The 22,059-nt window shown below is 67.8% G+C and carries 24 protein-coding genes and 1 riboswitch; of the genes, 13 read left to right on the forward strand and 11 right to left on the reverse strand.

All coding sequences use genetic code 11. The annotated features are described in order from the left end of the window. Nucleotides 1–7 precede the first annotated feature (7 nt). The 3 genes from RF701_RS12920 to RF701_RS12930 all read left to right on the forward strand — a co-directional run bounded on the left by RF701_RS12920 (nucleotide 8) and on the right by RF701_RS12930 (nucleotide 3,138). On the forward strand, nucleotides 8–307 hold the full coding sequence (locus RF701_RS12920; protein ID WP_203308762.1) for a hypothetical protein: 300 nt from the start codon (nucleotides 8–10) through the stop codon (nucleotides 305–307). Between the two features lie 103 nt (nucleotides 308–410). Further along, nucleotides 411–2,348, forward strand: coding sequence for a CocE/NonD family hydrolase (locus RF701_RS12925; RefSeq protein ID WP_308815189.1), 1,938 nt, complete (start codon nucleotides 411–413; stop codon nucleotides 2,346–2,348). A gap of 67 nt (nucleotides 2,349–2,415) precedes the next feature. Then, the gene (locus RF701_RS12930) at nucleotides 2,416–3,138 is read left to right on the forward strand and encodes a hypothetical protein (RefSeq protein WP_308815190.1); all 723 of its coding nucleotides are present in this window, start codon (nucleotides 2,416–2,418) and stop codon (nucleotides 3,136–3,138) included. Between the two features lie 117 nt (nucleotides 3,139–3,255). Here RF701_RS12930 and RF701_RS12935 read toward each other — a convergent pair whose 3' ends face one another. From RF701_RS12935 to RF701_RS12960, 6 genes are all read right to left on the reverse strand, one after another. Further along, the gene (locus RF701_RS12935; RefSeq protein ID WP_308815191.1) at nucleotides 3,256–4,311 is read right to left on the reverse strand and encodes a 5-(carboxyamino)imidazole ribonucleotide synthase; all 1,056 of its coding nucleotides are present in this window, start codon (nucleotides 4,309–4,311) and stop codon (nucleotides 3,256–3,258) included. Then, a complete protein-coding gene (gene purE, locus RF701_RS12940) occupies nucleotides 4,308–4,763 on the reverse strand; it encodes a 5-(carboxyamino)imidazole ribonucleotide mutase (RefSeq protein ID WP_210357829.1) in 456 nt (151 codons plus the stop codon). Before purE ends, RF701_RS12935 begins: the two co-directional genes overlap by 4 nt. Before the next feature lie 310 nt (nucleotides 4,764–5,073). Next, nucleotides 5,074–5,760, reverse strand: coding sequence for a 2,3-diphosphoglycerate-dependent phosphoglycerate mutase (gene gpmA / locus RF701_RS12945; protein WP_287979466.1), 687 nt, complete (start codon nucleotides 5,758–5,760; stop codon nucleotides 5,074–5,076). Beyond that, on the reverse strand, nucleotides 5,742–6,224 hold the full coding sequence (locus RF701_RS12950; RefSeq protein ID WP_308815671.1) for a GNAT family N-acetyltransferase: 483 nt from the start codon (nucleotides 6,222–6,224) through the stop codon (nucleotides 5,742–5,744). Before RF701_RS12950 ends, gpmA begins: the two co-directional genes overlap by 19 nt. Next, nucleotides 6,224–7,333, reverse strand: coding sequence for a M14-type cytosolic carboxypeptidase (locus RF701_RS12955; protein WP_308815192.1), 1,110 nt, complete (start codon nucleotides 7,331–7,333; stop codon nucleotides 6,224–6,226). Before RF701_RS12955 ends, RF701_RS12950 begins: the two co-directional genes overlap by 1 nt. Continuing rightward, a complete protein-coding gene (locus tag RF701_RS12960; protein WP_308815193.1) occupies nucleotides 7,330–7,932 on the reverse strand; it encodes a DUF4136 domain-containing protein in 603 nt (200 codons plus the stop codon). Before RF701_RS12960 ends, RF701_RS12955 begins: the two co-directional genes overlap by 4 nt. A gap of 133 nt (nucleotides 7,933–8,065) precedes the next feature. Between RF701_RS12960 and ykgO the strand changes: the two genes are divergently transcribed. Next, a complete protein-coding gene (ykgO, locus tag RF701_RS12965) occupies nucleotides 8,066–8,191 on the forward strand; it encodes a type B 50S ribosomal protein L36 (protein ID WP_003046794.1) in 126 nt (41 codons plus the stop codon). Nucleotides 8,192–8,197: 6 nt separating this feature from the next. Beyond that, nucleotides 8,198–8,809, forward strand: coding sequence for an HAD family phosphatase (locus tag RF701_RS12970; protein WP_287979462.1), 612 nt, complete (start codon nucleotides 8,198–8,200; stop codon nucleotides 8,807–8,809). Nucleotides 8,810–8,821: 12 nt separating this feature from the next. On the opposite strand, the gene RF701_RS12975 is transcribed toward RF701_RS12970, so the two are convergent. Then, nucleotides 8,822–9,361 (reverse strand): DUF4337 domain-containing protein, encoded by a 540-nt coding sequence (locus RF701_RS12975; RefSeq protein ID WP_287979461.1) that lies wholly within the window; start codon nucleotides 9,359–9,361, stop codon nucleotides 8,822–8,824. A gap of 92 nt (nucleotides 9,362–9,453) precedes the next feature. Then, nucleotides 9,454–10,908 (reverse strand): pyruvate kinase, encoded by a 1,455-nt coding sequence (pyk, locus tag RF701_RS12980; protein ID WP_210357158.1) that lies wholly within the window; start codon nucleotides 10,906–10,908, stop codon nucleotides 9,454–9,456. Between the two features lie 81 nt (nucleotides 10,909–10,989). On the opposite strand from pyk, the gene RF701_RS12985 reads away from it, so the two are divergent. The 3 genes from RF701_RS12985 (at nucleotide 10,990) to RF701_RS12995 (ending at nucleotide 12,266) form a co-directional block, all read left to right on the forward strand. Next, nucleotides 10,990–11,289: a DUF1244 domain-containing protein gene (locus RF701_RS12985; RefSeq protein ID WP_210357157.1), complete on the forward strand. Its 300-nt coding sequence runs from the start codon at nucleotides 10,990–10,992 to the stop codon at nucleotides 11,287–11,289. Between the two features lie 132 nt (nucleotides 11,290–11,421). Then, complete coding sequence (locus RF701_RS12990) at nucleotides 11,422–11,688, forward strand: DUF2312 domain-containing protein (RefSeq protein WP_374758625.1); 267 nt, start codon at nucleotides 11,422–11,424, stop codon at nucleotides 11,686–11,688. 149 nt (nucleotides 11,689–11,837) lie between these two features. Further along, on the forward strand, nucleotides 11,838–12,266 hold the full coding sequence (locus RF701_RS12995) for a DUF4440 domain-containing protein (protein WP_210357156.1): 429 nt from the start codon (nucleotides 11,838–11,840) through the stop codon (nucleotides 12,264–12,266). A gap of 13 nt (nucleotides 12,267–12,279) precedes the next feature. On the opposite strand, the gene RF701_RS13000 is transcribed toward RF701_RS12995, so the two are convergent. Beyond that, the gene (locus RF701_RS13000) at nucleotides 12,280–13,746 is read right to left on the reverse strand and encodes an ATP-binding protein (RefSeq protein ID WP_210357155.1); all 1,467 of its coding nucleotides are present in this window, start codon (nucleotides 13,744–13,746) and stop codon (nucleotides 12,280–12,282) included. Between the two features lie 112 nt (nucleotides 13,747–13,858). Here RF701_RS13000 and RF701_RS13005 point away from each other — a divergent pair, with 112 nt between their 5' ends. From RF701_RS13005 to ruvA, 4 genes are all read left to right on the forward strand, one after another. Next, on the forward strand, nucleotides 13,859–14,401 hold the full coding sequence (locus RF701_RS13005) for a DUF1003 domain-containing protein (RefSeq protein ID WP_308815194.1): 543 nt from the start codon (nucleotides 13,859–13,861) through the stop codon (nucleotides 14,399–14,401). A gap of 29 nt (nucleotides 14,402–14,430) precedes the next feature. After that, on the forward strand, nucleotides 14,431–15,174 hold the full coding sequence (locus RF701_RS13010; protein ID WP_203308748.1) for a YebC/PmpR family DNA-binding transcriptional regulator: 744 nt from the start codon (nucleotides 14,431–14,433) through the stop codon (nucleotides 15,172–15,174). 109 nt (nucleotides 15,175–15,283) lie between these two features. Further along, nucleotides 15,284–15,790 carry a crossover junction endodeoxyribonuclease RuvC gene (ruvC, locus tag RF701_RS13015; protein WP_308815672.1) on the forward strand — a complete coding sequence of 169 codons (507 nt, stop codon included), beginning with the start codon at nucleotides 15,284–15,286 and terminating at the stop codon, nucleotides 15,788–15,790. Next, nucleotides 15,787–16,389, forward strand: coding sequence for a Holliday junction branch migration protein RuvA (ruvA, locus tag RF701_RS13020; RefSeq protein ID WP_308815195.1), 603 nt, complete (start codon nucleotides 15,787–15,789; stop codon nucleotides 16,387–16,389). Before ruvC ends, ruvA begins: the two co-directional genes overlap by 4 nt. 222 nt (nucleotides 16,390–16,611) lie before the next feature. Here the strand turns inward: ruvA and metE are convergent, their stop codons facing one another. Both metE and RF701_RS13030 read right to left on the reverse strand, forming a co-directional pair. Continuing rightward, entirely contained in the window at nucleotides 16,612–18,903 is a 2,292-nt protein-coding gene (gene metE, locus RF701_RS13025) for a 5-methyltetrahydropteroyltriglutamate--homocysteine S-methyltransferase (protein ID WP_308815196.1), read from the reverse strand. A gap of 136 nt (nucleotides 18,904–19,039) precedes the next feature. Further along, a riboswitch (cobalamin riboswitch) is annotated at nucleotides 19,040–19,256 on the reverse strand. A gap of 181 nt (nucleotides 19,257–19,437) precedes the next feature. Then, nucleotides 19,438–20,739: a sugar MFS transporter gene (locus RF701_RS13030; protein WP_210357151.1), complete on the reverse strand. Its 1,302-nt coding sequence runs from the start codon at nucleotides 20,737–20,739 to the stop codon at nucleotides 19,438–19,440. A 148-nt stretch (nucleotides 20,740–20,887) separates the two neighbouring features. Between RF701_RS13030 and RF701_RS13035 the strand changes: the two genes are divergently transcribed. Next, on the forward strand, nucleotides 20,888–22,030 hold the full coding sequence (locus RF701_RS13035) for an aldose epimerase family protein (RefSeq protein WP_203308744.1): 1,143 nt from the start codon (nucleotides 20,888–20,890) through the stop codon (nucleotides 22,028–22,030). Nucleotides 22,031–22,059: the final 29 nt, after the last annotated feature.

A 22,059-nucleotide genomic window follows, 5' to 3' on the forward strand; every position in this document is an offset into this window, starting at 1 on the left:
AGTGACGATGGCCGACATCGACGGCACCTGGGATTGCACCGTCAAGTCGCCGCTGGGCGACCAGAACATGACGCTGACCATCACCACCGACGGCGGCAGCTTCAGCGGCTCCGCCTCGGGCGCGATGGGATCGAGCGACATTTCCGGTGACGCGGCGGGCAACACGATTACGTGGAAGCAGCAGATGACGTCGCCGATGCCGATGACGCTCGACATCGAAGCGACCGCCGATGGCGACACGCTGACTGGTTCGGTCGGCGCAGGCGCGTTCGGCAGCTTCCCGCTGTCGGGGACGCGCACCGCGTGATCGCATCGTTCCGATGACCTTCCGGCCCGCCCCTCGCCATCACTCAGATGGCCGGGGGGCGGGCCTTTTTTTCGTTCTACCCGTCGTCTTGAGGAGGATGCCGATGACCCGCCAGCTGCTGCTCGCCAGCGCCACTGCCCTGATACTGTCTGCCGGCACGATACCTGCCACCGTCGCGGCGCAGCAGCGGATCAAGCCGACGACGTGGACCGAACGGCCCGCCACGCCGCCGTCGAAGGAAGACGCCTATGGCTATAACCGCCGCGTTGTGGACATACCGATGCGCGACGGCATCAAGCTGCATACGGTCATCGCGATCCCGAAGGGCGGCCACGACCTCGGCATCCTGATGACGCGCACGCCCTATGACGCCGAGGCTGCTCTGGGCACCAACCCCAGCGGCTATGCCGCGCCGACGGCTGACGGTACGACCGGCGACGATCCGATCACCGAGGGCGGCTATATCCGCGTCTTCCAGGACGTACGCGGCATGCACGGATCGCAGGGCGGCTATGTCATGAACCCGGCCCCCGTCGGCACGCCCTTCAACCCGAGCAAGGTCGACGACTCCACCGATACGTACGACACGATCGACTGGCTGGTGAAGAACGTGAAGGAGTCGAACGGACGCGTCGGCATCACCGGCATCAGCTACGACGGCTTCCTGTCGCTGATGCCGCTGATCAACCCGCATCCCGCGCTCAAGGTCGCGGTGCCGATGAACCCGATGGTCGACGGTTGGCGCGGCGACGACTGGTTCCACAATGGCGCGTTCCGAGAGACGATGCTGCCCTATATCCTGGGGCAGGAGGCGACCGCCGCGGCGGACACGCCGTTCCGCACCGGCTATGCCGACGACTACGAATATTACCTGAAGATGGGCTCCGCGGGCGCCGTGGCGAAGGCGAAGGGCGTCGACCGGATGGGCTTCTACCAGAAGCTGGTCGAGCATCCCTCTTACGACAGCTATTGGCAGAGCCAGGCGATGGACCAGGTGCTGGCGAAACAGCCGCTCAAGGTGCCCGTGATGCTGGTCGACGGATTGTGGGACCAGGAGGATATCTACGGCGCCCCGGCCGTCTATCGCGCGCTGAAGCCGAAGGACACGAACAACGACATGGTCTTCCTGTCGGCAGGCCCATGGTATCATGGCCAAGAGGCGGGCGACGGCAATGCGCTGGGCGCGATCAAGTGGGACAGCGACACCGCCAAATGGTGGCGTCGCCACGTGCTGGCGCCGTTCCTGGCGCATTACCTGAAGAGCGACCAGCCGGCGATGGACGTGGCCCCGGTCACCATCTTCCAGACCGGCGTCAACGAATGGCAGCGTTTGCAGTCCTGGCCGACCGTGGCGGACGCCAAGGCCAGGCCGCTCTACCTGAAGCCGGGCGGTGCGCTCGACTTCACGCCGGCCGATGGAGCCGGCCCACAGACCGTCGACTATGTGTCCGACCCTTCCGCGCCGGTCAGCTTCCGCGTCCGTCCGCTCAAGCCGACCTACGCCCCCGGCTCGACCTGGCGCCAATGGCTGGTCGACGACCAGCGCGCCGTGTCCGGCCGGCCGGACGTCGTCACCTTCGAGACCGAACCGCTGACCCAGGCAGTGACCGTCGCGGGCGTTCCCGAGGTGCATCTGACCGCCTCCACGAGCGGAACGGACAGCGACTGGGTGGTGAAGCTGATCGACGTCTACCCCGAGGGGCTAAAGGCCGACCAGACGATGGGCGGCTATCAGCTGGCGGTGTCGATGGACATCTTCCGCGGTCGGTACCGTGAAGGCCTGTCGCAGGCGAAGCCGATCGCGGCCAACACGCCGCTGCCCTATCGCTTCGCGCTGCCAATGGTGAATCATGTGTTCCAGCCCGGCCACCGCATCATGGTGCAGGTCCAGTCGAGCTGGTTCCCGCTCTATGATCGCAACCCGCAGACGTTCGTGCCCAACATCTTCAACGCCAAGCCCTCGGACTTCATCAAGGCGACGCAGAGGATCACCGTGGCGGGGCCGGATGCGAGCTACATCGCATTGCCGGTGGCGAAGTGATCCGGCAGTTGCCATCGAGGAGCCGGCGCGGATGAGGCCACGGCATGCCCCCGATCGACGCGCGCTGGTGCTGACGATCGGGGTGCATGCCGCGTTGTTCGCCATGCTGCTCGCCACGCGTGAGACGGCGCCGGTCCATCCCGACGTCGCGGCACTGGCGGTGTTCGATGTGCCGCCGCCGCCGCCGCCGCCACCTCCGACCCCCAGGGTGGTGCGCAAGCCACCGCCGCCACGGCCGCCGATGAAGACGCCTGCGGGCGGATCGCCCCCGCCATCGCCCGCGCCGCCGCCCGAGCGCGTCGAAGCGACGCCCCGACCCGAGGCGCCGCCACCGCCGTCCCTGATGTCCGATACCTCGCCATTCGCCACGGATGGCACGGGAACGCAGCTTTCCGGGACAGTGACGGGGACCGGCGGTACCGGCCGGGGATCCGGCACCGGAAAAGGTGACGGGGTTGGCGCCGGCGAGGGCGGCGTGCGCTATGCCAGGGCGGAATGGATCCGCATACCGCCCGCTGATGCGATGGCGGCCGCCTGGCCGCGCGCGGCCATAAAAAACCGGGTGGGCGGACACGTCGAACTGGGGTGTTACGTCCCCCGGCCTGGGACGCCGAGGCGTTGCTGGCTGCTGAGCGAGACGCCGAAGGGGATGGGCTTCGGGACATCAGCGCTGACGCTTTGGAGGTTGTTTCGTATTCGACCGGTGCGACGGAACGACGCGCCGTTGGACATGCCGGTGATAGTCCCCGTCGAATTTACCGTGCCTGTCACGCCACCGCTGCGGCATTGAGCAAGGCCCATTGCCGTCCGATCGATAAGGCGATGCGGCCAGATGGCACGACGGCGTCGGCTCGGCCTGTCGTCGCCGCGATAGAGCGATGGACCAGGCAGGTCTTGGCCGAGGCGATCACCGTGTGACGCGGGTCACGTGCCCCATCTTGCGCCCCGGCCGTGCCTCTCCCTTGCCGTAGAGATGCAGGTGCGCGCCGGGCTCGGTCAGTGCATCCGCCCAGGGATCGTCGCCGATCAGGTTGCGCATCTCGACCCGACCCGTTGGTGTCGTCGCCCCCAGAGGCAGGCCGCAGATCGCGCGGATATGGTTCTCGAACTGAGAGGTTTCGGCCCCCTCGATCGTCCAATGGCCCGAATTGTGGACCCGCGGCGCCATCTCGTTGAATACCGGGCCGTTCGCGGTGGCGAAGAACTCGCAGGCGAGCACGCCGACATAACCGAGCGCATCGGCGATCCGGCAGGCGAGCGCCGTCGCTTCCTCGGCCTGTTCTACGATTTCCGCGGGCGCTGGGACGGTGGAGGTGCGTAGGATCGCGTCGCGATGGACGTTGTGCGGCGGGTCGTACCGCACGCTTGCACCGTCGTGCCCGCGCGCGATCAGGATTGAGAACTCATGGTCGAAGCGGATGAAACCTTCGAGCACCGCCGGGCCGCCGATCGTCTCCCACGCCTGGGCTGCCTCCCCGGGCGTGGCGATCACCGCCTGCCCCTTGCCGTCATAGCCGAACCGCGTGGTCTTCAGGATCGCGGGGCAGCCGATCCGCGCGATCGCCGCGTCCAGGTCCGCGGCGCTGTCCACCGCTGCCCAGGGCGCCGGGCGACCTCCGACCGTTTCGACGAACTTCTTTTCCGCGATCCGGTCCTGCGCGACGCGCAGCGCGGCGGGGGAGGGATGGACAGGCACGCGCTGCGCCAGCCACTCGACGGGCGCGACGTCGATGTTCTCGAACTCGTAGGTCACGACATCGCAGGCCGCAGCGAAATCGGCCAGGACGATGCGATTGTGGTAATCGGCGCGGGTCAGGCTGGACGCCGTCTGCGCCGCGACGCTTTCGCGATCGGGCGCGAGAACATGCGTGCGATAGCCGAGCTGGGCCGCGGCCACGGCGAGCATGCGGCCGAGCTGGCCGCCGCCCAGGATACCGATCGTCGCGCCGGGATCGAGCCTCATGCGGGGTCGACCGCCACGCTTTCGGTCTGGCGGCGGCGCCAGTCCTGCAGCCGCTGCGAGAGCGAATCGTCGCCTGTGGCGAGGATCGCGGCGGCGAGCAGGCCGGCGTTGATCGCGCCGGCCTTGCCGATCGCCAGCGTCCCCACCGGAATGCCGCCCGGCATCTGGACGATCGACAAAAGGCTGTCCTGTCCCTTCAGCGCCTTGCTTTCGACCGGAACACCGAGCACCGGCAGGTGGGTCATCGCGGCGGCCATGCCAGGCAGGTGCGCCGCGCCGCCGGCACCCGCGATCACCACCTTCAGCCCGCGATCCGCGGCGCCCTTGGCATAATCATAGAGCCGGTCCGGAGTACGATGCGCGGAAACGACCTTGGTCTCGTGCGCGACTTCGAGCTCGGCGAGCACGGCGGCGGCATGACGCATCGTCTCCCAGTCGGACGTTGATCCCATGATGATGCCGACCAGAGGCTCTGTCACGCGTTGCTCCTCGCGAGGGAGACGCTGCCTAGCCAAAGGTGCGGGGCAGGGCAACGGTCAGGGGCGAGCAGGCGAGGGGGCCGTCTCACGTGATGCCGACGGTAACGGGCGCGCAGCTGCGTCATGCGTCGTCCCGATGGAAGCCGAGCGCTAGGGACGCGCGTCATCGACGTCGCGCAATCGAGGCCGATCGCCCCCGTGGACTTCGACTTTCGGGGGGATGACCAGTTGGGCGAGGATCAGCGCGCAGCCATGGCTATGGCCGCGCGCTCGATCGGGCCACTCAGCGCTCGCTGAGATAGTAGCGGTCGGTCGCGTTGAGCGTCGCGTCCAGTTCGTAGACGATCGGCTGGCCGGTCGGGATCTCCAGACCGGTGATCTCTTCGTCCGAGATGCCCGACAGATGCTTGACCAGCGCCCGCAGCGAATTGCCGTGTGCGGAGATCAGGACGCGCTGGCCGTCCTTCAGCGCGGGGGCGATCCGCTCCTCCCAATAGGGCAGGACGCGGGCGATCGTGTCCTTCAGGCTCTCCGTCTGCGGAACGGCGATGCCGGCATAACGGCGATCCTGCGACAGATCGTAGGCGCTGCCCGGCTCCATCGGCGGGGGGGGCACGTCGAAGCTGCGGCGCCAGATGTGCACCTGCTCGTCGCCGTGCCTGGCGGCGGTCTCCGCCTTGTCGAGCCCGGTCAGGCCGCCGTAATGCCGCTCATTCAGGCGCCAGTCCTTCTCCGTCGGCAGCCACAGTCGGCCCATCGCCTCCAGCGCGAGGTTCAGCGTCTTGATCGCGCGCGTCTGCAGCGAGGTGAAGGTCATGTCGAAGTCGAGGCCCTTCGCCGCCATCAGTTCGCCAGCCGCGCGCGCCTCCGCGGCGCCCTTTTCGGTCACGTCGACGTCCCACCAGCCGGTGAAACGGTTCTCGAGGTTCCAGGCGGACTGGCCGTGGCGGATCAGGACGAGGGTGGGCATACGGGCTCCGACAGGTCGAGGGTCATGAACTGGTTGAACGGGGTCGCCTCATAGTCGGCGAACGGGCCGGCGCCAACAAAGCCGTGCGCCGCGTACAGCGCGATCGCCGGCGCGAAGGCGGCGCCGGTTCCCGTTTCCAGGCTGAGCCGCGTCATGCCATCGGCGCGCGCCACCGCGACGAGATGGCGGAGCAGCGCGCGCGCCACGCCGCGACGTAGCGCGGTCGGGGCGGTGCGCATCGATTTGATCTCGCCATGGCTGGGCGCCAGTGTTCTGATCGCGCCGCAGCCGAGCAGCATGTCGTGCTCCCAGATCGTCCAGAGACGCACGTCGGGTCGCTGCAACCCCGACAGGTCGAGGTAATGGCAATGGCCGGGCGGCGAATGGGCCTCCATGCCCGCCGCATGGAGGCGGAGCAGCGCCAGGAGCTGCGGATCGCCGAAGTCGCCCGCCCGGACCTGCATCACAGGTCGTCGATCATCCCGGCCAGCACCTCCAGGCAGGAGACTCCAAGCGCTTTCGACCGTTCGGGCGACCAGCCGAATTCGGGATCCGGATTGGGGTCATGGTCCTTGAACGGCATCTCCAGCGTCACCGAGACCGCGCCGAAGCGCTGGGCGAGCTGATTGGTCGACATGGAGAGGTTGGCATTCCCCGCGCTCGCTTTCTCATAGCCTTTTTCGACCTGGAAATCGGGCGTGTGTGCGGCGAGGCGGCGGCCGAATTCGTAGAATTTGGCGCCGTGATCCTCGGTCCAGTTCGGAATGCCTTCATAGCCCGCGATGAAGTTCGCCGGGATCGCCTCGTCGCCATGCACGTCGATGGCGAAGACGACGCCGGTCTCGTCCATCGCATCGCGCACGCACAGCACTTCCGGGCTACGCTCCGCGCTGGGCGCGTGCCATTCGCGATTGAGGTTCACGCCTGCGGCATTGGTGCGCAGGTGGCCGCGGCGCGTGCCGTCCGGATTCATGTTCGGCACGACATGGACGGTCGCCTTCGCCAGCAGCGGCGCGGCGGCCGCGCTGGTCAACCATTCGAGCGCGCCCTCCATCCACCATTCCGCCATCGATTCGCCGGGATGCTGGCGGGCGTAGAGCCACACGGGCTTCGACCCCGAGCCGATGCGGAAATAATCGATGGCCTGACCGTCGAGCGAGGTGCCGAGCTCGCGATGGGTAACGCCAGGCCTGCCCGCGATGCGCGCGACCAACGCCACGTGCATCTCCATCGTATAGGGCGCAAAATAGGCGAACCAGGCGAGTTCCGTCGCGACGTCATAGTCGAACGACAGGACGCCGCCCTCGTACCGTGTGTCGATCATGCGCCAGGAGCCGCGATCCGCGCTGGCGCGGGCCTTGTAGCCCGGCCAGCCGAACGGATAGGCCGACTGGCCCGCGTTGAGGATGCGAAAGGTCAACCGCCGGCCCCGCGCCCCGGCGATGCGGAAGGAGAACCACTGGAAGAAATCCGACTGGTGATCCTTCAGAATTTCCAGATCCACACGGTCGCCTTCGATGGCGACGAGCTTGATGTTGCCACCGTCGAAGGCAGCGTTGATCGCGATAGTCATTTCACCTCGATAGTGCGACCGGACTGACCGGGGAACCCCGTGAACAGCGCACGGGCGAGGCGCGGGGCCTGCTCGTCGGCGCTTCTGAGGTCGCTGATCCCCTGTGCCTGCCCTTCCCAGACGGGCGACTGGTCGCGGCCGTTCTTGATCGTGACGGACAATTGCGCCGCGAGCAGCTCAATCGGGCGTCGCTTGCCGATCGGGAAGCTGATGCCGCCGCCAAGCCCGACACCGCCGCCATGCCAGCCACCGCCGCTGAAGCCGCCGCCGCCCAGGCCGACGCTGACCGGCGGCTGGCGGGGCGGCCCTTCGCGCGTGGTTCGCGTGAAGTTGACGGTGGCGACATAATCCGGGCGCGCGCCGGCGGCGGGAAGCGTATAGCCTAGCTTGAGCAACTCGCCTTCGACGGCGGCGGCGTAGGTCTTGAATTCTATGCTCGGCGTGCCCGCGTCGAGCGGCTGGACGGAGATCGTGCCGCGCGCAATCGGCTGGTCGAGGTGGTAGCGGATGACCTGCGTCGGCGGGAGCGACGGGCCTGTCGCGCAACCGGCAAGCGTGACACCCGCGAGGCCGAGGGCGAGGAAAGGGCGAAGGGTCATGCGGCGAATCCCGGTAAAGTTACGCATCGGAAACGCTCTAACCATCCCCGCGTTGCTTGACTATTGCAGCGCTTCTGCCTAGGCGCTCGCGCTTTCTCAGACACCTCTTAGTTCGAAAAGAAGCGAATCGATCATGAAGATCCGCAACAGCCTGAAGTCGCTCAAGGACCGCCACCGGGACAACCGCGTGATCCGCCGCCGCGGCCGCACCTACGTCATCAACAAGACCAACCGCCGGTTCAAGGCGCGCCAGGGCTAAGCAGCCATGGGCCTGCCGACCGCCGTCATCTTCGACGTCGGCCGGGTCTTGTACGACTGGGACCCCCGGTTCCTGTATCGGCGCCTGATCGACGACGATCGGGCGCTCGATGCGTTTCTGCGTGACGTCGTCACGCACGACTGGCACTTCCAGCATGACGCCGGACGTGACTTCGCCGATACGTCGGCGGAGCTCGTGGCACTGTATCCGGACCATGCCGACCTGATCCATGCCTGGGGACCGCGTTTCCTGGAAAGCATCGGCGATCCGATGCCGGGCATGCACGCGCTGATCGACGAGCTGCATGACCGCGGCGTACCGCTGTTCGCGATCACCAATTTCAGCCACGAATTCTGGCCGCCGTTCCGGGCGCGTGAGGCGGCGATGTTCGACCGGTTCCGCGACGTCGTCGTGTCGGGCGACGAGAAGATGGTGAAGCCCGATCCCGCCATCTACCGCCTTGCCCTCGACCGGTTCGGGTTGGCGGCGGAGGACACGGTGTTCATCGACGACAATGTCGCCAATATTGCGGGTGCGAACGGCGTCGGGCTGATCGGCCTGCACTTCACCGGCGAGCCGAAGCTGCGGCAGGAGCTCACCCGGCTGGGGTTGCTCTGAAGATCCAGGGCATCAGCCCAGGACCGTGCTGAGCACATCGGGGTGGAAGCTCCAGCCCAGGAAGCCGCACAGCGACAGGAACAGGCCGAAGCCGCCGAACACCCAGGCGACGGCGAGCAACCATGAGCTTTCGACCAGGGCGGCGACCGCGGCGGTCGAGATGGCGGTGGCGATCAGCGCCTCGCTCGCGTCGAACTGGTCGTCATGGATGTTCAGCGCGTCGTAGAGCGCGCCGGCGGTCCGGGCGTCTCGGGCAAGAGCGGGCGCCTCGGCACGATAGCGAGCCGCATCCGCGGCGAGCTTCGCCGACGGCGCCGCATGCACCGCGGTCAGTTGAATCTGCGCGATCTCCGTCATGCGCAGCTTCGTGCGCGTCGCCTGATATTCGTTCCACAGATCGACCGAGCGCGATTCCGTGCGCTCCATCGCCTGGACGATGTTCCCGTCCTTGATGGTGCCAAGGCCCATGACGACCGAGAGGGCAAGAACGGTGATCGCGACCCGGCGGTTGAGGCGCTTGTCCTTCGCCTCGGCACTGACTTCGAATTCCATGGCGCGGCCCGATGCGCCGGCGGGCGCGGCGGGGCCAGTGAAATCGCCGTCATGAACGGCCCCTCCCGTGGCAAGCGGGAGGGGGCCGTCGGTCAGCTATAGTCCTTCAGCTCGTCGCCGATGATGCGCACGACGTGGATGACGTTGGTCGACCCCGGTGTGCGGAAGGGGACGCCGGCCATCACGATGACCCGATCGCCCGCCTTGGCGATGCCCGTGCGCAGCGCCATGCGCTTCGACTTGCCGACCATGTCCTCGAAAGATTCGACGTCGCGGGTATGGACCGCGTGCGTGCCCCACAGCAGGCCGAGGCGACGCGCCGTATCCTTGTTCGGCGTGAGCGTCAGGATCGGCACCGGCGGCCGTTCGCGCGCGATGCGGCGCGCGGTCGAGCCCGACGTGGTGAAGCAGATGATCGCGGTCGCAGACGTGGTGCGCGCGATCGACTTGGCGGCTTCCGCCAGGGCGTCGGCGGTCGTCGGGTCGGGCCGCGTCACGGTGAAGTGGATGCGGTCGCCATGGCCGGGATCGCTTTCCACCGAGATGCCGATCGCGTTCATCATCGCGACCGATTCGACCGGCCACGCACCGGCCGCGCTCTCCGCCGACAGCATGATCGCGTCGGCGCCGTCGTAGATCGCGGTGGCGACGTCGGACACTTCGGCGCGCGTCGGCGAGGGGCTGGTGATCATCGATTCGAGCATCTGCGTCGCGACGACGACGGGGCGGCCAAGGCGGCGCGCGGTTTCGACGATCCGCTTCTGCAGCGGTGGCACCGTCTGCGGCGGCAGTTCCACGCCCAGGTCGCCGCGCGCGACCATGACGCCGTCGCACATCTCGACGATCTCTTCGAGCCGGTCGATCGCCGCCGGCTTCTCGATTTTGGCAAGGAGGGCGGCCTTGCCCCCGATCAGCTTGCGCGCCTCGGCGAGGTCCTCCGGCCGCTGCACGAAGGAGAGGGCGATCCAGTCGACGCCCTGCTCGACCGCAAAGGCCAGATCGCTGCGATCCTTCTCGGTCAGGGCCGCCATCGGCAGCACCACGTCCGGGACGTTCAGCCCCTTGTTGTTCGACAGCGGGCCGCCGACCTCGACGGTGGTGACGATGCGATCGGCGTCATGCTCGCTGACGCGCAGCACGAGCTTGCCGTCGTCGAGCAACAGCCGCGCGCCCGGCTCGATCGCCTCGAAGATCTCGCGATGCGGCAGCTCGACGCGCGTCGCGTCTCCGGGCGTCGGATCGCGATCGAGCACGAACGTGCTGCCGTGTTCCAGCACGACCTTGCCGCCATCGAACTTGCCGACACGCAGCTTGGGGCCCTGAAGATCGGCCAGGATGGTGGTGGGGCGACGGAACTCGCGTTCCAGGTCGCGGATCGCCTGGATCACGGGCACCTTCGATGCCTGGTCGCCATGGCTCATGTTGATGCGGAAGGCGTCGGCGCCCGCCTGGAACAGGTTGGCGATCATCTCGGGGCTGTTGCTTGCTGGCCCGAGGGTCGCGAGCACGCGCACTTTCCGGGATCGGGGCGCGATGGCAGTGGTCATGAATGGGCTCCTGGGGATTGGCCGCCGTCCCCTCTAGTCCCTATCTGGTCGGGATCAACCATTGGAAGGCCTGGCTCGCGCATGAACGATCCTATCGATTTGCTGGACGATACCGTCGCGGCGGCCGCATTCCGCCGCCTCGTCCGTCATCTCCGGCACCGGACCGACGCACAGAATATCGACCTGATGGGCCTCGCCGGCTTCTGCCGCAACTGCCTGTCCGACTGGATCGAGGAAGCGGGCGGCCTGCCGAAGGACGTGGCGCGGGAGACGATCTACGGCATGCCGCAGGCCGAATGGAAGGCGCGCTACCAGACGGAGGCGACGCCCGAGCAACTCGAACGCATGAAGAACAGCGTCGCCAGGAACCCGTCAGCCTGATCGGGGTCGTGCGCCGACAAGGCTTGAGCCCCTCTTGGTAAACGCCTAGACGCGCACGCCTGCCGGCGAACCGGCGACATCATCGAATCGGACAAGGAAAGGGCCGCGCGGCGTGCGCGGCGGGTGGGACATATGGCGGAAGATCGTGGCGAAGGCATGGGTGGCGGGCACGTCGCGGCGGACGAGCTGCGCCTGCTGATCGAACGTGCGGAGCGGCTCGAGGAAGAGAAAAAGGGTATCGCCGACGACATCAAGGACGTAATGGCAGAGGCCAAGGGCCGCGGCTACGACCCCAAGGCCATTCGCAAGATCCTGTCGATCCGCAAGAAAAAGAAGGAAGAGTATCAAGAGGAGGAAGCGATCCTCGAGGTCTACATGCAGGCGCTCGGCATGATCTGACGGCATGGGCGGCGGCCGTTCCGGTCGTCGCCCGCGGATCGTGCGAGGGTCGCGGCCACGGTCCGCGGCCTCGGTGGACGATCGAACCGTTTGACGATTGCCATCGGTGTGTTAGGCGTGCCGTACACCCTGTGGAGGACGTCGTCTTCATGCCTACCTTGCTCGCGTTCACCCTGCTCGCGACCGCTGGCGCTACGACCGACGGTGTGACCGTCGCGCAGCTGGTCGACCGGTTCAACGCCGCCCGCGCCGCCTTCGCCGACACGGATCTGGCAGCGACGCTGGCCCCGGACTATCAGGAGATTTCCCCGGTCGGGGATGTCGACAGCCGGGCCGAAGTCCTGAGCTTCTATCGCCCCGACAAGCGCACCCCCGTGCCGGCGATGACCGGCAGCGACCGCAATGTCGCGCTGCACGGCACATGGGGCATCGTCACGGAGCGTTTGTCGTTCGCCGTGCCGAAGCCCGACGGCACCACGATCACGCGATCGATCCGCGTCCGCTATGTCGCGGCAAGGGGCCGGAGCGGCTGGCAGCTGGTATCGGCGCAATATACCGGCATGCCCGCCGCCAGATAAAGCCGCCGGCGGTTCAGGCCGCCTCGCTCGCCGCGGTGGTCCAGCCGAGCCGCGGGATCGTGATCGAGCGCTTGCCCGCCAGGTCGGTGCGCAGCACGAAGAGCTCGCGGCTCTCGATATAGCCGACGAGGCGGCGGACGCGGCCGAGCGAACTGGTGCCGTACGTTTCCGCCAACGCCGTATCGGACGGACAGGGTGCGCCCTCGCGCGCGGCGCGCGCGACGAGCAGGAAGGGGCCGATCATGTCTTCGGGCAGCGTATCGGCCAGCGTCATCGCCTCCGCCCATTCGGGATCGCCGATGTCGAAGATGCCGGCGCGCGCCGCCGACAGCCGCCGGGTGAAGCCGGCGAGGTCGAGCGCGGGCCGGGCAAGCCCTGCCATGCGACAGCGGACCTGGAAATCCTGGAACAGGACCGACGGCGGCCGCATCGCCGCGTCGCCGTCCGCGACGATCGCGCGCAGGACGTCGGCGTAGATGGCGTCGACCTCTTCGTCCGATTTGTCGGGAACGGGGGCCAGGCTGGGCTGCGCCGGCGCGGGCCGCTCGATCGTGTCGAGCAACTCGTCCGCGGGCACGCGGCGCGGGCGCGGGTCGAACGTCATCGGCAGCTGCGGCGCGGCCTCCGGCGGGGGAGCGAAGATCAGTTCCTGCAGATTCTCGACGGGCGCGCTCGGCAGCGGGGTGAGCTTCGGGCTACCCGACCGCGCCGAGGTTTCGACGGCGCCGATCTTCACGGTGATCGGCCGGCGGGAGACGGCAGGGCCGAGCGCGAGGAAGGTGCCGCGCGCGAGATCGCGGATCGATTCGGCCTGACGCCGCTCCATGCCGAGCAGGTCGGCGGCCCGCGCCATGTCGATGTCCAGAAAGGTACGGCCCATCAGGAAGTTCGACGCCTCAGCGGCGACGTTCTTCGCGAGCTTCGCAAGCCGCTGCGTCGCGATCACGCCAGCGAGGCCGCGCTTGCGGCCGCGGCACATCAGGTTGGTCATCGCCGACAGCGACGCGCGGCGCACCTCTTCCGCGACCTCGCCGCCCGTCGTCGGCGCGAACAACTGTGCCTCGTCGACGACGACGAGCGCGGGATACCAATGTTCGCGCGGGGCGTCGAACAGGGCGGAGAGGAAGGCGGCGGCGCAGCGCATCTGCCCTTCCGCTTCCAGTCCCTCCAGGCTGAGCACAACACTGGCACGATGTTCGCGGAGCCTGCCGGCGATGCGCGCGATCTCGCGCTCCGAATAATCCGCCGCCTCGACCACGACATGGCCATAGGCGTCGGACAGGGTCACGAAGTCGCCCTCCGGGTCGATCACCACCTGCTGCACCTGCCCGGCCGATCGCTCGAGCATCCTGCGCAGCAGGTGCGACTTGCCCGACCCCGAATTGCCCTGGACGAGCAACCGGGTGGCGAGCAGTTCTTCGAGGTCCATGGTCACGGGCGCGCCGCGTTCGTCGCTGCCCATGTCTACGCTGACGGTCATGATCGCGGATCGTTTGGCCGATGCGTGGGGGAGGGGCAAGCGCTTTGCGGCGGGTTGGCCGGCGCGACGCAGACGGCTAGGGCAAAGACGGATCCATCAGCCGGAAAACGTCATGTCGCAGCGTCCGCCGATCGCCGATCTCGCCCTGCGCCTGCTGCGCAAGCCAAGCCATGCGCTCGATCCCGAGGAACGGCGCGTGCTCGCCAGCATCGATGCGGGGACGCTGGTCAGCCGCGACGCGGCGGACGAGGCGGACGCGCGCGCCAGCGTCGGCGATCGTCTGGCGGACAAGGTCGCCGCGGTCGGCGGGTCGTGGGGCTTCATCATCGCCTTCACGCTCGTGCTGCTTGCCTGGATGGTCCTCAATTCCGACGTGCTCGGGCATTTCGGGCTGGTCTTCGATCCCTATCCCTACATCTTTCTCAACCTGATGCTGTCGACGCTGGCGGCGATCCAGGCGCCGGTGATCATGATGAGCCAGAACCGGCAGGCGGCGAAGGACCGGCTGGCGGCCAGCCTGGACTATGAGACGAACCTGCGCGCCGAGCTGGAGATCTTGCGCCTCCATGAGAAGCTCGACCTGCTGGTCGCCGATCGGCTGGCGGGGCTGGAGGAGAAAATCGACCGCTTGGCGAAGACGGGGTCCGCGTCCTAAAGGCACACGATTATCCGTCAGAGGCGATCATGGCAGGCCATTCCAAGTTCAAGAACATCATGCACCGCAAGGGCGCGCAGGATAAGAAGCGCTCGAGCATGTTTTCCAAGCTCAGCCGCGAAATCACCGTCGCGGCGAAGATGGGGCTGCCCGACCCCGACATGAACCCGCGCCTGCGCGCCGCGATCGCCGCGGCGAAGGCGCAGTCGATGCCCAAGGACAATATCCAGCGCTCGATCGACAAGGCGTCGAAGGGTGACGCGGAGAATTACGAGGAAATCCGCTACGAGGGGTTCGGCCCCGGCGGCGTGTCGCTCATCATCGAGGCGTTGACCGACAACCGCAACCGCACCGCGACCAACGTCCGCACCGCGGTGTCGAAGAACGGCGGCAATCTGGGCGCGAGCGGATCGGTCAGCCACGGCTTCGACCGCATGGGCCTCATCACCTATCCCGCGAGCGCGGGGGACGCCGAGACGGTGTTCGAGGCGGCGCTGGAGGCGGGTGCGGAGGATGTGACGTCGAACGAGGACGGCCACGAGATCTGGACCGCGCAGGCCGATCTGCACGAGGTCGCCAAGGCGCTGGAGCCGGTGCTCGGCGAGGCGGAAGGCGCGAAGCTCGCCTGGCGTCCGCAGACGATGGTCGCGGTGACGGAGGCCGATGCGGCGACGCTGTTCAAGCTGATCGACGCGCTGGACGACGACGACGACGTGCAGACCGTCTGGGGCAATTACGAAGTCTCCGACGAGGTGATGGAGAAGCTGGGTTGATCATGGCCCCCCCGCTTGCCGGGTCGGTCAGGGGGGGGCAGCGCCGCGGACACGCCGCCTGCCTGACCGGCTGCCTCCGGTCGGGTCCGGTCGGCGGGAAGGCATGGCCGTGATCATCCTGGGCCTCGACCCAGGGCTGGGGACGACCGGTTGGGGCGTCATCCACGCCGACGGCGACCGCCTGCGCCATATCGCGAACGGCCAGATCAAGACCGATCCGTCGATGGCGCTGCCGCGGCGGCTCGCCAATCTCAACGCGGCGCTGACCGACGTCATTCTCGCCGAGCGACCCGACAGCGCGGCGGTGGAGGAAGTGCTGGGCAACACCAACGCGCAATCGACGCTGAAGCTGGGGCAGGCGCGTGGCGTCGTGCTGCTGACGGCCGCCACGGCGGGGCTGATCGTCGGGGAATATCATCCGTCGACCGTCAAGAAGGCGGTGGTCGGTACGGGCGGCGCCGAGAAGCGGCAGATCCAGGCGATGATGGCGGTGCTGCTGCCCGGTGTCAAGCTGGCGGGGCCTGACGCGGCGGATGCGCTGGCGGTGGCGATCACGCACGCGCATCATCTGGCGAGCGCGGCCGGCATGGCGCGCCGGGCAAGGATCATGGCATGATCGCACATCTGAAGGGCCGTCTCGACTCGACGGGCATCGACCATGCCGTGATCGATGTCGGCGGCGTCGGCTATCTGGTCGGTGCGTCGTCGCGCACGCTCGCCGCGATCGGCCCTGTCGGGGAGGCGGCGACGCTGTTCACCGAGATGCTGGTCGGCGAGGATTTCCTGCGCCTGGTCGGGTTCGCGACGGCGGGGGAGCGTGACTGGTTTCGCCTGCTGACCGGGGTGCAGGGCGTGGGCGCGCGGGTCGCGCTGGCGATCCTGTCGGCGCTGGAGCCATCGGAACTGTCGCGGGCGGTGGCGGTGCAGGACAAGGCGATGGTCGCCCGCGCGAACGGCGTCGGCCCGAAGCTCGCCGAGCGGATCGTGCGCGAATTGAAGGACAAGGTCGGCGCGGTCGCGACGCTTGGGCCGGCGGCGGTGTCGCAGGTCGCGCCGGTCGGGGCGGGGGCGGATGCGGTGTCGGCGCTGCTCAACCTGGGGTTCCGCCCCGCCGAGGCGGCGAGCGCGGTCGGCGCGGCGGAAGAGGAATTGGGGACGGGAGCGACGCTCGACGCGCTGGTGCGACTGGCCTTGCGGAAGGCCGCGAAGGGTTAGTCGCCTCCGTCGGACGGGTCCGGTCCGGCATCCACCGTTCGACAGGCGCGCCGACGGCGGCGCTCCTGCGACGGTGGACCCGGGAACGGGCCCGGTAGGCCCGGTGTGCGATCCGGCAAGGCTGGATCGGCGCGGTACCGGCCCTCACCGCCACCCGGCCGCCTATCCAGGATACGCTATGTGGGGCGTGAGGGCGGGCACCGCTTCCGCGCAAGCTATCGATTACGCCGGCGGCGTCGCCCTCGCTTCTGCCCGCAGCGTTCGCGCCGCGGCGACCATTGCCTCGATCGCTGGCCGAACCTCGTCCCAGCGGCGCGTCTTCAGTCCGCAATCCGGGTTGATCCACAATTGCTCGGGCCGCAGATGCGTCTCTGCCAGGCGGATCAGCCGGACCATCTCCGCCTCGTCGGGGACGCGGGCGGAATGGATGTCGTAGACGCCGGGCCCGATCATGCTGGGGTAGCGGTAGCGCGCGAAACCTTCGAGCAGCTCCATCTGCGAACGCGCCGTCTCGATCGAGATGACGTCCGTGTCCATCGCGCCGATAGCGGGCAGGATCTCGTTGAACTCCGAATAGCACATGTGCGTGTGGATCTGCGTCGCGGGGCCGACGCCCGCAGCGGTCAGGCGGAAACAGTCTACGGCCCAGTCGAGATAGGTCTGCCAGTCGGACCTGCGCAGCGGCAGCCCTTCGCGCAATGCCGCCTCGTCGATCTGGATCGCCTTGCAACCCGCCGCCTCTAGATCACGGACCTCGTCGCGGATCGCCAGCGCGATCTGGCGGCATGACACCGCACGCGGCTGATCGTCGCGCACGAAACTCCAGTTGAGGATGGTGACCGGCCCGGTCAGCATGCCCTTGACCGGTCTGTCGGTCAGCCCCTGGGCATAGCGCCACCACGCGACCGTCATCGGTTCCGGGCGCGCGACATCGCCGTACAGGATCGGGGGCCGCACGCAGCGCGAGCCATAGCTTTGGACCCAGCCATTGGTCGTGAAGGCAAAGCCCGACAATCGCTCGCCGAAATACTGCACCATGTCGTTGCGCTCGAACTCACCGTGGACGAGCATGTCGAGGCCGACCTCCTCCTGCCAACGGATCGCGCGGGCTGTCTCGTCCCGCAGGAACGCCGCATAGGTCGCATCGTCCAATCGCGCGCGATTGTGCTCGGCCCGCGCGTGCCGGACGTCCGCCGTTTGCGGGAAAGAGCCGATCGTCGTCGTCGGGTAGCGCGGCAGCCCGAGGACGGCAGCCTGCGCCGCCTCGCGTTCGGCATGACTGGCGCCGCGCTCGCGCATCGCGGGGGACACTGCGGCGAGCCGCGCCTGTACCGCCTGGTCGTGGATGCGCGCGCTGGTCCCGCGCGCGATGACGGCGCGGGTGGCGGCGGCGAGCGGGCCCGAAACGCTGGCGCGCCCCTCGTTCAGGGCGAGCTTGAGCAGCGCAAGTTCCTCGACCTTCTGGACCGCGAAGGCGAGCCATTGGCGGACCTCGTCGTCGAGCCGGGTCTCGAGCGCCAGATCGACGGGTACGTGCAACAGCGAGCAGGAGGGCGCGAGGATCAGGTCGCGCGTCGCGGCGACCGGCTCCAGCCGGGAAAGCAGAGCGTCGAGGTCGGTCCGCCAGACGTTACGGCCGTCGACGACGCCGAGCGACAGCAGCAGGTCTGCGGGCGCGACCTTCACCAGGGCATCGATCTGATCCGGCGCGCGGACGAGGTCGACGTGCAGGCCCGCGACAGGAAGCGCGGCCGCGAAGGACAGATTGTCACCCAGGCCGCCGAAATAGGTGGTCAGCATCAGCTTCGGCCCCACGCGGCCGAGCCTCGCATAGGCACGCACCAGCGCGCGCCGCTGTACGTCGCTCAGGTCCGTGACGAGGATGGGTTCGTCGATCTGCACCCATTCCGCGCCGGCCCGCGCGAGATGGCCCAGGATGACGCCGTAGAGGCCGAGCACCTCGTCGAGCAGCGCGAAGGAATCGTCATGCCCCTTGGCGAGGCTGAGCCAAGTGACCGGGCCGAGCAGCACGGGCCGCGTCTGATAGCCCAGCGCCTTCGCCTCGCGGTAATCGTCGAGGACCTTCAGCCGGCCGAGGCTGAGCTTGCAGCCTGGTTCGATCTCCGGGACGATATAGTGATAATTGGTGTCGAACCATTTGGTCATCTCGCCCGCGGTGACGCTGGCGTGGCCGCAGCCGCCCGCCGCGCCGCGCGCCATTGCGAAATAGGTCGCGAGATCCGCCGTGCCGTCGGCCGCGCCGTACCGTGCCGGCACCGCGCCGAGCATCAGGCTGGTGTCCAGCACGTGATCGTAGAGCGAGAAGTCGCCCGAGGGCAGCCAGTCGGTGCCGAGCGCGTGCTGGCGTGCCCAATTGGCGGCGCGCAACGCCGCCGTCGACTCCTGCAGCTGTATCGCCCCTGTTTCGCCCGACCAGAAGGATTCGAGCGCGGTCTTCAATTCGCGCCGCGGGCCGATACGCGGAAAGCCGAGAGTGGCAATGGTGACGGTCATCTTCCTATACCCCGAAGAAGGGCGGGGATGGAATCGGACGCGCGCTCCCGTCGACGGATGCCGGCAGGCGGCCGCAGGCGGGCGCCGATCGGCGACCGCATGCGGACAGGCGGCCAGACCGGGCACCCCGCCGGTGGACGTTATCGCGTCGGAAGGCAGGTCTCCTGGCTCGCGGGTCCTCGCGACTGGTCCGGCCTTCCCGGGCGCGAGCGCCCAGTGACCCATGATCGACCAGCCGCTCGCCGCTTACAGTTGCGGGGGCAGCGCCGGCCTTACCCGAAGGCGCACCGGCTTCCCGTCTTAGCTCCGGCGCGAGCGGACCCGACCGAAGAACCTTCGACCGCCCAAGCATCGGTGATGCCGGCAGTCGCGTCAAGAGAGATATAAAGATATCTTTATATCTTTATGCAGAATTTGCGTCCTCAGAAGGATCGGACACATTGCAAACGCCTTCCGCCCTGCTTCCGCGCCACCCCGGGGTCGACCGGGATGACGGGGAGTGCGGCCTCGGCGCAGTCGTCGGTCCGGGGATACTTACAGCTGCTGGTCGGGCAGCGCGTTCGTCGGTCTCGAGCCCCAGAGCGCATAGGACAAGACGTAGAGCGCGCACGCCGCCGGGATCAGAAAGCCCCAGTGCAGGCCGTAGGTGTCGCCGATCTTGCCCTGGATCGACGCGAGCGCACCGCCCGCGATCGACATGATCAATAGCCCCGATCCCTCCTCGGTGAGGGGTCCCAGACCGCGGATCGCCAGTGCGAAGATCGCCGGGAACATGATCGAGATGCCGAGGCCCGACACGATAAGGCCATACATTGCCGCCGGACCCGTCACGAAGGCCGCGGTCAACGTGCCGGCCAGCGCGATCAGGGAGAATAGCGCGAGTACATGCTGCGGCGCGATCTTGCGCATCAGCGCGGCGCCGGCGAAGCGTCCGACCATCATCCCCGCCCAGAAGAACAGCAGGTACGACGCCGCATGTTCCTGGGTCAGATTGGCGACGTCGGGTTGCGACACGAAGTTGATGAAATAGCTGCTGACGCCGATCTCGCCGAGCACGCACAGTGCGATCCCGACGCAGCCGAGGATCAGGTTGCGATGGTTCCATAGCGACAGCCCCTTGCGATCCTCCGCATTGACCCGCTGCGTCGCAGCGCCAAGCGCCGGCAGCTTCGCGCGGGCGATCAGGGCCGCCAGCAACGCAAGCACGATGGCGACGATCAGATAGGGCAATTCGGTCGCCTGCGCGTCGGCCATACGCTGCGCGGCGGTGAGCTGCGTGCCGTGAGCGGCCGTGCCCGCCGTGGTGCGCGCGAGGATCAGATATTTGCCGAAGATGATCGCGAGCACGTCACCCGTCGTGTTGAAGGCCTGGACGAGCGTCAGTCGCCCCTCGGCACTTTCCGGCGGGCCGATCACTGCGACATACGGATTCGCTGCCACCTGCAGCAACGCGATGCCGCATGAAACGACGAACAGCGATGCGACGGTGATGCCATAAGACACCAGCGACGCCGCCAGGATCATGCCGAGCGAGCCCATCGTCATCACGCCCAGGCCCGCCGTCAGCGCGCGCTGATAGCCGATCCGCTCGATCAGTTTCGCGGCCGGGATCGAGGCCAGCAGATAGCCGATGAACCATACCGACTCGATCAGGCCCGTCTGGAAATAGTTCAGCTCGAACACGCTGCGCAGGTGCGGCAGCAGCGTGTTGTTGATGACGGTGATGAAGCCCCACATGAAGAACAGGGAGGCGAGCAGCGCGAGCGCGGGGCCATAGGACGCCGAAGAGCCCGTCCCCCCTCTCGCTGCGGTGTTGGCAACCATCGGTCCGGGCATGATCCTCTCCTTGGCAACGCGGCGCTGTTGCGGCCGGGCGGACATCAAGTCTGGTATCCCCCGGCACAATCGCTTGCGCTCTTATATGTCTGACTATAAGCCGTCCTGGACACGGTCAATCAGGAAACGGCCGGTCGGGAGGAGAACGATGCGAAAGGTTGCCACGCTGTTGTCGTCCGCCGTGCTAGCGAGTCTGTCGATCCCCGGAGCGGCCTCCGCCGCCACCGCGACGCGCGGCGCCTTCGGTCAATTGCCGGACGGAACGAAGATCGAGGCCGTGACGCTGGCCGGCGCCAATGGGGTCAAGGCGCGCATCATGACGCTCGGCGCGACGCTGCAGGCGTTCGAGGCGCCCGATCGCAACGGCAAGGTGGCCGACATCACGCTCGGCCACGATACGGCGTCGGAATATGTCACCCAGCCGAATTTCTGGGGGCAGACGGTCGGCCGCTACGCCAACCGCATCGCGGGCGGTCGGTTCGTGCTCGACGGCAAGACCTATCAGCTGCCGCTCAACGACAAGACCAATTCGCTGCACGGCGGCACGACCGGCTTTGACAAGGCGGTGTGGCGGATCGTCTCGGTCCGTCAGGGGCCGCAGGCGAGCGTGACGCTGGCGATGACCAGCCCTGCGGGCGATCAGGGCTATCCCGGCAAGCTGGAGGTGACGACCACCTACACGCTGGACGATACGGGGGCGCTGACGATCGACTATGAGGCGAAAACCGACGCGCCGACGATCGTCAACCTGACCAACCACGCCCTATTCAACCTGGCCGGTGAGGGATCGGCAGGGGGAATCTATGCGCAGCGGATGACGGTGCCCGCCGCGCGCTACACCCCGGTGGACGACAAACTGATCCCCACGGGCGAGATGAAGGCCGTGGCGGGGACGGTGTTCGACTTCACGCGCGGACGCGTCATCGGTCAGGACGTACGCGACGGACGCGATCCGCAGATCGTGATCGGCCGCGGCTACGATCATAATTTCGTGTTGGACAGTGGCTCTACCGCGCAGCCGAAGCTGGCGGCCCGCGTCGAGGACCCCGCGTCTGGCCGCGTGCTCGAGGTGCTGACGACGGAGCCGGGCGTGCAATTCTACTCGGGCAATTTCCTCGACGGGACGATCGTCGGCAAGCAGGGCCACGTCTATCGGATGGGCGACGGCTTCGCGCTGGAGCCGCAGAAGTTTCCGGACACCCCCAATCACCCCGCGTTCGGATCGGCCCGCGTCGACCCGGGCAAGCCCTATCACCACCGCATGATCTATCGCGTCTCCGTGGCGCGCTGACCGGAGCCTATCCATGACCACCGATGCCC

The sequence above is a fragment of the Sphingomonas sp. GV3 genome (genome assembly GCF_031082075.1).
Classification (GTDB): Bacteria; Pseudomonadota; Alphaproteobacteria; order Sphingomonadales; family Sphingomonadaceae; genus Sphingomonas; species Sphingomonas beigongshangi.

What these genes read in the sequence shown, in the direction of transcription:
- RF701_RS12955 (WP_308815192.1), bottom strand. Translation starts at nt 7,333, where the DNA reads ATGACTATCGCGATCAACGCTGCCTTCGACGGTGGCAACATCAAGCTC.
- ykgO (WP_003046794.1), top strand. Translation starts at nt 8,066, where the DNA reads ATGAAGATCCGCAACAGCCTGAAGTCGCTCAAGGACCGCCACCGGGAC.
- metE (WP_308815196.1), bottom strand. Translation starts at nt 18,903, where the DNA reads ATGACCGTCACCATTGCCACTCTCGGCTTTCCGCGTATCGGCCCGCGG.
- RF701_RS13000 (WP_210357155.1), bottom strand. Translation starts at nt 13,746, where the DNA reads ATGACCGTCAGCGTAGACATGGGCAGCGACGAACGCGGCGCGCCCGTG.
- RF701_RS12995 (WP_210357156.1), top strand. Translation starts at nt 11,838, where the DNA reads ATGCCTACCTTGCTCGCGTTCACCCTGCTCGCGACCGCTGGCGCTACG.
- RF701_RS13005 (WP_308815194.1), top strand. Translation starts at nt 13,859, where the DNA reads ATGTCGCAGCGTCCGCCGATCGCCGATCTCGCCCTGCGCCTGCTGCGC.
- ruvA (WP_308815195.1), top strand. Translation starts at nt 15,787, where the DNA reads ATGATCGCACATCTGAAGGGCCGTCTCGACTCGACGGGCATCGACCAT.
- RF701_RS13030 (WP_210357151.1), bottom strand. Translation starts at nt 20,739, where the DNA reads ATGCCCGGACCGATGGTTGCCAACACCGCAGCGAGAGGGGGGACGGGC.
- RF701_RS12990 (WP_374758625.1), top strand. Translation starts at nt 11,422, where the DNA reads ATGGCGGAAGATCGTGGCGAAGGCATGGGTGGCGGGCACGTCGCGGCG.
- RF701_RS12970 (WP_287979462.1), top strand. Translation starts at nt 8,198, where the DNA reads ATGGGCCTGCCGACCGCCGTCATCTTCGACGTCGGCCGGGTCTTGTAC.
- pyk (WP_210357158.1), bottom strand. Translation starts at nt 10,908, where the DNA reads ATGACCACTGCCATCGCGCCCCGATCCCGGAAAGTGCGCGTGCTCGCG.
- RF701_RS12935 (WP_308815191.1), bottom strand. Translation starts at nt 4,311, where the DNA reads ATGAGGCTCGATCCCGGCGCGACGATCGGTATCCTGGGCGGCGGCCAG.
- purE (WP_210357829.1), bottom strand. Translation starts at nt 4,763, where the DNA reads ATGGGATCAACGTCCGACTGGGAGACGATGCGTCATGCCGCCGCCGTG.
- RF701_RS13035 (WP_203308744.1), top strand. Translation starts at nt 20,888, where the DNA reads ATGCGAAAGGTTGCCACGCTGTTGTCGTCCGCCGTGCTAGCGAGTCTG.
- gpmA (WP_287979466.1), bottom strand. Translation starts at nt 5,760, where the DNA reads ATGCCCACCCTCGTCCTGATCCGCCACGGCCAGTCCGCCTGGAACCTC.
- RF701_RS12950 (WP_308815671.1), bottom strand. Translation starts at nt 6,224, where the DNA reads ATGCAGGTCCGGGCGGGCGACTTCGGCGATCCGCAGCTCCTGGCGCTG.
- RF701_RS12960 (WP_308815193.1), bottom strand. Translation starts at nt 7,932, where the DNA reads ATGACCCTTCGCCCTTTCCTCGCCCTCGGCCTCGCGGGTGTCACGCTT.
- RF701_RS12975 (WP_287979461.1), bottom strand. Translation starts at nt 9,361, where the DNA reads ATGGAATTCGAAGTCAGTGCCGAGGCGAAGGACAAGCGCCTCAACCGC.
- RF701_RS12985 (WP_210357157.1), top strand. Translation starts at nt 10,990, where the DNA reads ATGAACGATCCTATCGATTTGCTGGACGATACCGTCGCGGCGGCCGCA.
- RF701_RS12925 (WP_308815189.1), top strand. Translation starts at nt 411, where the DNA reads ATGACCCGCCAGCTGCTGCTCGCCAGCGCCACTGCCCTGATACTGTCT.
- RF701_RS12920 (WP_203308762.1), top strand. Translation starts at nt 8, where the DNA reads ATGGCCGACATCGACGGCACCTGGGATTGCACCGTCAAGTCGCCGCTG.
- RF701_RS13010 (WP_203308748.1), top strand. Translation starts at nt 14,431, where the DNA reads ATGGCAGGCCATTCCAAGTTCAAGAACATCATGCACCGCAAGGGCGCG.